This window comes from Bradyrhizobium sp. HKCCYLRH1034 (assembly GCF_051168375.1).
GTDB lineage: Bacteria > Pseudomonadota > Alphaproteobacteria > Rhizobiales > Xanthobacteraceae > Bradyrhizobium.
Window position 1 is genome coordinate 18,486 of sequence record NZ_JBNPUW010000025.1, and the last position, 9,106, is coordinate 27,591.

Below are 9,106 nucleotides of genomic sequence, written 5' to 3' on the forward strand. Positions count from 1 at the left end.
CGAGCATGGCAAAGACTCTGGTCAAGACCACGCAGGACGGCCGCAAGGTCGAGGTGATTGGCCTCGCCATCTGCCTCGAAGGCGAGCTCGAGGCGTTCGAGCTGGTCGAGGTCAAGCTGCATCCGAACCGGCGCAAGATCTGGGAGGCCGCGCCCGACGCGACTCACATGGCCGGCCGCATCACTTTGACCAAGGACGAGGCAGCGATCGTCGAGAGCGCGTTCGCCGCCGCCCAGGCCGAGATCCTCGCCAACCCCGCCGCGATCAACGAGCGCTTCCGGATCGCGGCGATGTGGAAGGCCAGGGAACAGGGGATCGAGTAAAAGTCCCCGCTTTCGGCCTGGCCCTCATCTCTCGACCGTCATTCCGGGGCGCGCGAAGCGCGCGCCCCGGAATGACGAGCGGATAGATCGTGGCCAACACAAGTCTCCGTCATCGCGAACGCAGCGACGCGATCCAGGGCCGCACGACGACTCTGGATTGCTTCGTCGCCTGCGGCTCCTCGCAATGACGGCAGTGGCAAGATCTACTGAAAGATCCGCCCGCGGTAGCGATAGCTGCCCTCATCGTCGACATCGAACAGTTCGCCGATATCGGGATGCTTCACCGGCTCCCCGGAAGCGTCCGCCACCAAGTTCTGCTCAGGCACATAGGCGATGTAGCTGCTCTCGCCGCATTCGGCGAGCAGATAGTAGAATGGCTGCTCCTTGTCGAGCCTGGCGTCCATGGTGATGGCGCGCCAGCCCTCTTCCTCGGAGAACGACAGGTCGACATCGAACACGACGCCGCGCAGATCGTAGACGCGGTGCCGAGTCACCTGGCCGATCGTGAATTTCGCCTCCATCCGCATCATGGCAGCACGCTCGACAATCTCAGGCCGCCGGCGAATGGGTCTGGCAGTTGGTCGGGCAGACCCGGGCGCAGGCGCCGCAGCCGATGCAAGCGCCGGTGTCGTTCATGACCATGATCTTCTTCTCGACCTCGTCATCCTCGTCGTCGTCGAGCTCGACGAACTCGCCCTCGTCGTTGATGCCCTTCAGGGTCATGACCTCGCGGCCACACACCTTGTAGCAGCGGCCGCAGCCGATGCACTTGGCCGGATCGATGGCGACCAGATAGTCCGGCCGCCAGTCGCGACCGTCACGGGTTGCGTTGGACATGATGACGGATCCTCAAATCGGGCTTACGCGGTTTCGAGCTTCTTCAGCTCGGCCCGCTTCTTCTCCAGCTCGGCGAACGCGTCATGCGCCTTCTGCGCCGTCGGCAGGATCTGGTCCCAGTTGATGGGCAGTTCCTCCGACAGGTCGTGCAGGTTCATCTTGGCATCCATGGCGCGTGCCGACAGCTTCTTGATCTCGGCCTTCAGGGTATCCAGGTCGCTCATCTCTCTCATCCTCGCCGTTCAGTAGTTCGCGACGTCCTTGAACTTCTCGATCATCTCGACGCCGGCCTTGACGAACTTGTCGCCTTCGTCGGCCAGCTTGCCGAGATTGTCGAAGCCGAAGCGGTGGACGTCGCGCAGCTGCTTGTTGACGACGATCAGCCGGCCGCCGATCAGCACCATGCGGCCGAAGCCCTCGTGACTCATCTTCAGCATCGGCGAGATCATGACGCCGGTGGCCTTCTCGATCGACAGTGCGACCGCATTGAAGAACAGCTCCAGCCGCCAGATCGTCTCCGGATCGGGATCGCCGATGATCGGCAACGCCCGCCGCTTCTCCTTGTCCAGGATGTAGGGCTCGAGCAGGTCGATGTCCTTCTTGCCTTCCCATGCGCCATGGGTGTCCTGGGCGCGCCACACCTTGATCAGCTCCTTGACGAAGGGCCGCTGCTCGGCGGGGATGGTTTCGACGGCTACCGCGGTATCGGACATGGTGGTTTCCTCATTCCTCGAAATCGAGCGCGCGTTCCTGGCCCTTGGCCAGCGCCTTGCGCAGCCAGGGCGGCGGCGTGCCCTTGAGCACCGCCTGCAGCTTGCCGAGCAGATCGGTGATCTCCTCGGGCTGGGTGACCTTCATCGGATGGATGTTGTTGGCGACGACGCGCGCTGCGCCGGAGCCGCCGATCGCGGCGACATAGAGGATCGCGCAATCCTTGATCGCCTCGATCTTCGGCGCCAGCTTGTCCTCGTTGCCATCCTCCTTGAGATCGCCGTCGAACTCGACCTTCTCGATGAAGCGGTAGCCCTCGGGATCGAGATCGTAGATCGCGATGTTCTTGGCCCAGCCGAAATGGGCGTCGACGCGCTTCAGATCCTGGGTAGCGAATGCGACTTTCATGTCGTCGGTCCTTTCTCCTGAAACGTCAATGCAGTGGCGCCACGACGGCGGTGTCGATCGATGCCTGTTCGAGGTCCTTCCAGGGATCGAGCCAGGTGTCGGGCGTCGGCTGATGGTTGTCCTCGCGATCGGCGATGATCAGATTGGCGAGCGCAAAGATCAGATCGCGCGTGCCGCGATAGCCGACCGTCAGGAGATGCCCTGCCCCGAGCCGGTCGAACATCGGAAAGCCGATCCGGTAGAACGGGATCTTGAGGCGGGCGGCGGCCTGGCGGCCGTGCGAATGCGTGAGCATCAAGCCGCAGTCGCGCTCCTTTGCCAGGTTTTCGAGATCCTCGAGATCGCCGATCAGCACTTCATCGCAGGGCATCCGCTCGAGCACCGGCGACTGCGTCGTGGTGACCGCCACCGACACATGCGCGCCCATGTCGTGCAGCATGCTCGCGACGTCGAACAGCAGATCCGGCTCGGCGCCAACAGCGAGCTTGCGGCCGCCAATGTGGAAATGCGCATCCAGCATCGCGTCCGCGAGCTGGCCGCGCTGCCGTCGATATTTCACCGGCACCGGGCGTCCCGAGATCTTGCTGAGGAACGTCATGAACTCGTCGTTCGGCAGCAGCCCGCAGAGCCGCTCGAACAGCCGATACGGCACGCCGGTCCTGGCCTGCATCGCTTCCGCCGCTCGCTTCATTTGCGCCCCGATCGCGATCGTCCAGGACGCGCTGCCCATGGTCGCAATCTCTTCCAGGCCGATGCCGCCGATCGTTGTCGGCGTGAACTCGTCGGGGATGTGGCCGTCGAGCGAGCCGCCGATATCCGGCAGGAACGATGGCTCCAGACCGAAATCCTCGATGATGGTGCGCAGCTCCTCGATATCCCCCGGCGTCAGATGGCAGCCCGGCAGCACGTTGACCCGCGCCGGGTCGCGACGGGTCGAGGTCGGCTTGTCGACGAGCACCTCGACCATCTTGGCGACGGTCTTGTCCCAACCGTCCTGGAACGCGTCCTTGAAGTCCGGCGTCGAGACGTAGACCAGCGGATAATTCGCGAGATCTGGATGTTTCTCGCGGATCAGCCTGATGTAGCCGTCGACGTCGTCGCCCTTGGTCTCGGTGACGCCGGTCGAGCAGATGCCGATGATCTCCGGCTTTTGTCGCTTGTAGATGTTGAGGATCGCCTGCTCGACATTCTCATAGCCGCCGAGCACGGTGGCGACCTCGCTCATCGCCGTCGTCTGCATCGGCACCGCTTCCTTGAAGTGGCGCACGAACAAGGTCAGGCCGAACGAGGTGCAGCCCTGCGAACCATGCAGCAGCGGCATCGCGCCGCGCAGGCCGAGGAAGGCGAACGAGCCGCCGATCGGCTGGCTCATCTTGAGCGGATTGACCGCGCAGGCCTTCTTTCCAATGGTGACCTTGGCCATGAGCGCCGCCCTACTCCGCCGCCTGCAGCAGCTCGGCCGGCGCCTTCTGCGCCGCCAGGATGTCCTCCACACGGCCGGCGCAGGCGCCGCAGCCGCCCGATGCGTTGGTGTGCTCGCGAACGCCGGCGACATCGGCGAGGCCATGGGCCTTGATCGCGTCCTCGATGGTGCCGAGATCGACCGACTTGCAGTGGCAGATCTTCTTGGCGCGTCGCGCGGCTTCCGCGGCGACCGGATCGGCCGCCAGCGCCGCCGCTTCTGCATTGGCCTGGGCAATCGCCCTGGCCTGCCAGTTGCTGTCGGCCTGCTCCCAGGGCGCCCGCTTGCGCAGCTGCTCCCACATCGGGTTGTAGATCGCCTTGTCGATCTCGGCGACCAGCTTCACCATCCCGATATAGCCCATAAAGGCGTGGGAGCGCTCCTGGTTGATGTCGAGCCAGGGCATCGCCGCCTTCAGCGCCACGAATTGCGACTTGCCGCCCGAGAGCATGATGTCGGCCTTGGCGTCCTTGAGCATCTTGTACATTTCGCGCGGCGCCATATCGTCGATCATGTGCGCGTCCTGGCCCATCAGCTCCTTGATGCGCTCCTTGTCCTCCTTGGTGGACTTCTTGACGGAGGTGCCGACCAGCTCCATGCCGGCCTCCTGCAGCGCCGCCACGACCGACCACGACTTCACGCCGCCGGTGATCAGCAGTACCTTCTTGCCGGTGAGCCGCTTCTTGAACGGCTCGATCGCCGCCCAGGCCTTGGCCTCCTCGCGCGCGATCACCGCCTCGGTGCGGTCCAGCAGATCGGCCGGCGCGCCGCGCTCGACCAGGAGGCGCGCGATCTCGCGCAGCGAGTCCGAGGAGTCTTGGATGCCGTAGAACGATCCCTCGAAGAACGGAATGCCGTAGCGTTCCTCCATCTTGCGGGCGACGTTGATCATCGCCTTGGAGCACACCATCATCGCGGCGCGGGCGCGGTGCGACGAGGCGACGTCCTTGTAGCGGCCGTCGCCGGAGATGCAGGCGGAGATGCGGATGCCGAGTTCGTCGAACAGCGGCTTCACCTGCCAGAGCTCGCCGGAGAGATTGTATTCGCCGATGATGTTGAGGTCGTAGGGCGTTGTGACCTCCGGCTCGACGGTGCCGATGACGTGGTCGAGCAGCGCCTCGCCGGCGAGCTTGTTGCCGAGATTCTTCGGGCCGACGAAGCCGGGCGAGTTGACGGGGATGCAGGGCTTGCCAAATTTGGCCGAGGCCGCCTTGCAGACGGCATTGATGTCGTCGCCGGTCATGGCGGGCACGCAGGTCTGGTAGACGAAGACCGCCGGCGGATCGTACTTCTCGATGATTTCCTTGATCGCCTTGTACAGCCGCTTCTCGCCACCGAACACGACGTCGGTCTCGTTGATGTCGGTCGTGAAACCGGTGCGCCAGATCTGCGAGCCAGACGAGGCCGCGCCGCGGTTGTCCCAGGAATTCCCCTCGCAGGCGATCGGTCCGTGCACGAGGTGCGCGACGTCGGTCAGCGGCTGCAAGGCGACCTTGGCGCCATCGAACGCGCACCCGCCCGCCGCACCGCCCGGCTGCAGCTGCTTGGTGCAGCCCTTCTTGCGCTCGGCCTCGGACTTGTTGGCGTTCTTGCCGCAACCCGGCTCGTTGAAGACGTTCTGGATCGTGGCAGACAGCGAGCTCATCGGCTTCTCCTGTTGGCGGACCTTCTGCGCGTCTTTTGGCCGAGGAGGCTCAGGCTTTCAGTGCCTTCCCCATGAGCCTCGTCGTCCAGATCGAGACGCGGCGGCCCTTGAGGGACCGCCGCGCGCCGTGTCCTAGCGGATGATGTCGAAGCTGTAGTCCGACTTGGCGGGCACGTTGGTGTTGCGGTCGATCTCGTCGAAGATCTTGTCGAGGATCGTGACAAGCACGTTCAGGCCGCCTTGATAGCCCCACACCGGATAGCGGTGCTTGTGGTGACGATCGAAGATCGGAAAGCCGATGCGGATCAGCGGCGTGCCGGTGTCGCGCTCCAGATACTTGCCGTAGGTGTTGCCGATCAGGAAATCGACCGGCTCGGTGAACAGCAGCGAGCGCATGTGCCAGAGATCCTTGCCGGGATACACTTGGCAGTTCTTGCCGAACGGCGAGGAGTCGAACACCGCCTGGACCTTCTCGGCCCAGTCCTTGTTGCCGTTGGTGGCGAGCACGTGGGTCGGCTCGGCGCCGAGCTCGAGCAGGAACGCTGCGAGGCCGAGGCAGAGATCCGGATCGCCGTAGATCGCGAACTTCTTGCCGTGGATGTGAGCGCTGGAGTCGGCGATCGCGTCGACCAGGCGGCCACGCTCGAGCGCGAGCTGCTCCGGAATCTCCTTGCCGGTGATGCGTGACAGCGCCATCACAAAGGCGTCGGTGCCGGTCACGCCGACCGGATGGTTGAAGGAGACGACCTCCTGGCCGTGGTTCTTGATGAACGGCAGGGTCTTCTCGGTGCAGAAGTGCTGCATCGAGATCGTCGCCTTGGCGTGAATCGCGTTGGCCGCGTCCTCCAGCGTGGTGCCGCCATCATACATACGGAACTCGCCGTCGGTCGGCGTGTCGAACACGTTCGAATTGTCGCCGAGGATCGTGTACTCGATCCCCATCGCCTCGAAGATGTGCTTCACTTCCTTGATGTTGCCGACGGTGTAGCCATCGAAACCGCCGATGAAGTTGATCTTCTCGTTGGGAACGCGCTCCAGCTTCGGCGCGGTGCCGGCCTTGCCGTCCCAGAAGTGCTCGAGAATGCCCTTCATTGCATTGTCGTAGCCGGTGACATGGCTGCCGACGAAGGCAGGCGTATGGGCGAAAGGCACATCGAACTCGGCGGGAACCGAGCCCTTCTCCTTGGAGGTCTTGATGAAGGCGTTGAGGTCGTCGCCGATGACTTCCGCCATGCAGGTGGTGGAGACCGCGATCATCGACGGCTTGTACATGTTGTAGGCGTTGGCGAGGCCGTCGATCATGTTGTTGAGGCCGCCGAAGACGGCTGCGTCCTCGGTCATCGACGACGACACGCAGGAGCTCGGTTCCTTGAAGTGGCGCGACAGATGGCTGCGATAATAGGCAACGCAGCCCTGCGAGCCGTGCACGAACGGCAGCGTCTTTTCGAAGCCGACGGCAACGAACACGGCGCCGAGCGGCTGGCAGGCCTTCGCCGGGTTGACGGTCAGCGCCTCGCGGGCGAAATTCTTCTCGCGATATTCGGGTGTCTTGGCCCATTCGCGGATGCGCTCGACCTCGGCGGGATCGCGCGGATTCTCGAACATCTTCTTCTTGTTCGCCAGCATCTGCTGGTATTCGGGACCACGGAAAAGCTCGAAGTGATCGAGCACATGTTCGGCACTCTGCGTCATGGGATAACCCTCTCTATGTTCCTGTGTCGATCAGGGAGCACTGGCTCTCCGTCGAAGGAGAGCCAGGCCGTGGGCGGTGGTGCTTACTCGGCTGCCTGAAGCAACGGCTTGGGCGCCTGCTTCCAGGGCGCCTTGGCCATCTTCCAGACCGGCGAGTTGATGGCCATGTCCATGTCGCGGGCGAAGATCGCGAACCCGTCATAGCCATGGTAGGGACCCGAGTAGTCCCAGGAATGCATCTGGCGGAACGGTACGCCCATCTTCTGGAACACGTACTTTTCCTTGATGCCCGAGCCGACCAGGTCCGGCTGGACCTTCTCGACGAACTTCTCGAACTCGTAGCCGGTGACGTCGTCGTAGATCAGCGTGCCGTCCTTGACGTAGTGCTGAGCGGTGCGCTGATAGTCGTCGTTGTGGCCGAACTCATAGCCTGTGCCGACGACCTCCATGCCGAGATCCTCGTAGGCGCCGATCACGTGGCGCGGACGCAGACCGCCGACGAACAGCATCACGGTCTTGCCTTCGAGGCGCGGCCGGTACTTGGCGATCACGGCGTCCATCAGGGGCTGGTACTTGGCGATGACTCGCTCGGCACCTTCCTTGATCTTGTCGTCGAAATAGCTGGCGATCTTACGCAGCGATTCGGCGATCTTGCTCGGTCCGAAGAAGTTGTATTCGCACCACGGAATACCGTACTTCTCTTCCATGTGGCGCGAGATGTAGTTCATCGAGCGGTAGCAATGCAGCACGTTGAGCTTCGCCTTCGGCGTCGCCTCGAGCTCTGCCAGCGAGCCGTCGCCCGACCACTGGGCGATCACGCGCAGGCCCATCTCCTCGAGCAGGATGCGGGACGACCAGGCGTCGCCGCCGATGTTGTAGTCGCCGATGATCGCGACGTCGTAGGCCGACGGCTCGAAGCGCGGCGCGGCATCGGCCGGGAGCTTGTCGAACACCCAGTCCCGGATCGCGTCGTTGGCGATATGGTGACCCAAGGACTGGGAGACGCCGCGGAAGCCTTCGCAACGCACGGGGACGATGGTCTTGCCGTCATACTCCTTCGACTTGACCTTGGAGACGGCCTCGATGTCGTCGCCGATCAGGCCGATCGGGCATTCCGACTGCACGGTGATGCCGTTGTTCAGCGGGAACAGCTCCTGGATCTCGTCCATGATCTTGGCGAGCTTCTTGTCACCGCCGAAGACGATGTCCTTCTCCTGGAAGTCGGAGGTGAACTGCATCGTCACGAAGGTGTCGATGCCGGTCGTCCCGATGTAGTAGTTGCGGCGCGCCGCCCAGGAGTACTGGCCGCAGCCGACCGGGCCATGGCTGATGTGGATCATGTCCTTGATTGGGCCCCACACCACGCCCTTCGAGCCGGCGTAGGCGCAACCGCGGATGGTCATGACGCCGGGGATCGACTTGATGTTCGACTTGACGCCGCAATCCGACTTGCCGTTCTCATGCACGTTGAGATGCTTGGCGCGGCGCTTGGCGGTCTTTTCCGGATAGACCTTCAGGACCTCGGCGATCAGTTCCTTGTTGCGCGCCTTGATCTCGGCGACGCTTTGTTTCTCGGTGACGCTCATCTGGCTTTCCTCGATGATCGGTTGCGGAGGTGATCCGGCCCTTGGAGATGAAGGGCCGGAGCACCGGTGGCGGTTACGCCGTTGCGGCGAGTTCGGCGGCAGTCTTTCCGATCTGGGTTTCGTCGACGGCCTTCATGATGCCGTGCTCCATCAGCATGTCCTCGAGCTCGTCCATCGTGATCGGGGTCGGGATGATGCCCTTGCCGCCGTTGTTGTGGATCTTCTGCGCCAGCGAGCGGTAGTGCCCGGCCTGGACGGAATCCGGCGCATATTCCAGCACGGTCATGCGGCGCAGCTCGGCGTGCTGCACGATGTTGTCGCGCGGCACGAAGTAGATCAGCTGAGTACCGAGCTTCTTGGCGAGAGCCTCCGCCAGCTCCAGCTCCTTGTCGGTCTGACGCTCGTTGCAGACCAGGCCGCCCAGGCGCACGCCGCCGGAATT

At 63.5% G+C, this 9,106-nt stretch carries 10 protein-coding genes and 1 pseudogene; 1 reads left to right on the plus strand and 10 read right to left on the minus strand.

Annotated features, from left to right (window positions below; translation table 11 throughout):
• The first annotated feature begins 5 nt into the window (after positions 1-5).
• Entirely contained in the window at positions 6-323 is a 318-nt protein-coding gene (locus tag ACQR0W_RS33310) for a hypothetical protein (RefSeq protein ID WP_315713146.1), read from the plus strand.
• Positions 324-526: 203 nt separating this feature from the next.
• Here ACQR0W_RS33310 and hspQ read toward each other — a convergent pair whose 3' ends face one another.
• The 10 genes and pseudogenes from hspQ to nifH all read right to left on the minus strand — a co-directional run.
• On the minus strand, positions 527-853 hold the full coding sequence (gene hspQ, locus ACQR0W_RS33315; RefSeq protein WP_315752839.1) for a heat shock protein HspQ: 327 nt from the start codon (positions 851-853) through the stop codon (positions 527-529).
• A 19-nt stretch (positions 854-872) separates the two neighbouring features.
• The gene (fdxB, locus tag ACQR0W_RS33320; protein WP_315713149.1) at positions 873-1,160 is read right to left on the minus strand and encodes a ferredoxin III, nif-specific; all 288 of its coding nucleotides are present in this window, start codon (positions 1,158-1,160) and stop codon (positions 873-875) included.
• A gap of 23 nt (positions 1,161-1,183) precedes the next feature.
• Positions 1,184-1,384, minus strand: coding sequence for a CCE_0567 family metalloprotein (locus tag ACQR0W_RS33325; RefSeq protein ID WP_315713150.1), 201 nt, complete (start codon positions 1,382-1,384; stop codon positions 1,184-1,186).
• 18 nt (positions 1,385-1,402) lie between these two features.
• Positions 1,403-1,873, minus strand: coding sequence for a NifX-associated nitrogen fixation protein (locus tag ACQR0W_RS33330; RefSeq protein ID WP_315752838.1), 471 nt, complete (start codon positions 1,871-1,873; stop codon positions 1,403-1,405).
• Positions 1,874-1,883: 10 nt separating this feature from the next.
• The gene (gene nifX, locus ACQR0W_RS33335) at positions 1,884-2,279 is read right to left on the minus strand and encodes a nitrogen fixation protein NifX (protein WP_315713153.1); all 396 of its coding nucleotides are present in this window, start codon (positions 2,277-2,279) and stop codon (positions 1,884-1,886) included.
• A gap of 25 nt (positions 2,280-2,304) precedes the next feature.
• A complete protein-coding gene (gene nifN, locus ACQR0W_RS33340; RefSeq protein ID WP_315752837.1) occupies positions 2,305-3,702 on the minus strand; it encodes a nitrogenase iron-molybdenum cofactor biosynthesis protein NifN in 1,398 nt (465 codons plus the stop codon).
• A 10-nt stretch (positions 3,703-3,712) separates the two neighbouring features.
• On the minus strand, positions 3,713-5,386 hold the full coding sequence (nifE, locus tag ACQR0W_RS33345) for a nitrogenase iron-molybdenum cofactor biosynthesis protein NifE (protein WP_316166074.1): 1,674 nt from the start codon (positions 5,384-5,386) through the stop codon (positions 3,713-3,715).
• Positions 5,387-5,518: 132 nt separating this feature from the next.
• Entirely contained in the window at positions 5,519-7,078 is a 1,560-nt protein-coding gene (gene nifK, locus ACQR0W_RS33350; protein ID WP_315713159.1) for a nitrogenase molybdenum-iron protein subunit beta, read from the minus strand.
• Between the two features lie 83 nt (positions 7,079-7,161).
• A complete protein-coding gene (gene nifD, locus ACQR0W_RS33355) occupies positions 7,162-8,664 on the minus strand; it encodes a nitrogenase molybdenum-iron protein alpha chain (protein WP_315713160.1) in 1,503 nt (500 codons plus the stop codon).
• Positions 8,665-8,737: 73 nt separating this feature from the next.
• Positions 8,738-9,106, minus strand: a pseudogene (gene nifH, locus ACQR0W_RS33360) (nitrogenase reductase); the annotation flags it as partial.

What these genes read in the sequence shown, in the direction of transcription:
- nifD (WP_315713160.1), bottom strand. Translation starts at nt 8,664, where the DNA reads ATGAGCGTCACCGAGAAACAAAGCGTCGCCGAGATCAAGGCGCGCAAC.
- nifN (WP_315752837.1), bottom strand. Translation starts at nt 3,702, where the DNA reads ATGGCCAAGGTCACCATTGGAAAGAAGGCCTGCGCGGTCAATCCGCTC.
- nifX (WP_315713153.1), bottom strand. Translation starts at nt 2,279, where the DNA reads ATGAAAGTCGCATTCGCTACCCAGGATCTGAAGCGCGTCGACGCCCAT.
- hspQ (WP_315752839.1), bottom strand. Translation starts at nt 853, where the DNA reads ATGATGCGGATGGAGGCGAAATTCACGATCGGCCAGGTGACTCGGCAC.
- nifK (WP_315713159.1), bottom strand. Translation starts at nt 7,078, where the DNA reads ATGACGCAGAGTGCCGAACATGTGCTCGATCACTTCGAGCTTTTCCGT.
- ACQR0W_RS33330 (WP_315752838.1), bottom strand. Translation starts at nt 1,873, where the DNA reads ATGTCCGATACCGCGGTAGCCGTCGAAACCATCCCCGCCGAGCAGCGG.
- fdxB (WP_315713149.1), bottom strand. Translation starts at nt 1,160, where the DNA reads ATGTCCAACGCAACCCGTGACGGTCGCGACTGGCGGCCGGACTATCTG.
- ACQR0W_RS33325 (WP_315713150.1), bottom strand. Translation starts at nt 1,384, where the DNA reads ATGAGCGACCTGGATACCCTGAAGGCCGAGATCAAGAAGCTGTCGGCA.
- ACQR0W_RS33310 (WP_315713146.1), top strand. Translation starts at nt 6, where the DNA reads ATGGCAAAGACTCTGGTCAAGACCACGCAGGACGGCCGCAAGGTCGAG.
- nifE (WP_316166074.1), bottom strand. Translation starts at nt 5,386, where the DNA reads ATGAGCTCGCTGTCTGCCACGATCCAGAACGTCTTCAACGAGCCGGGT.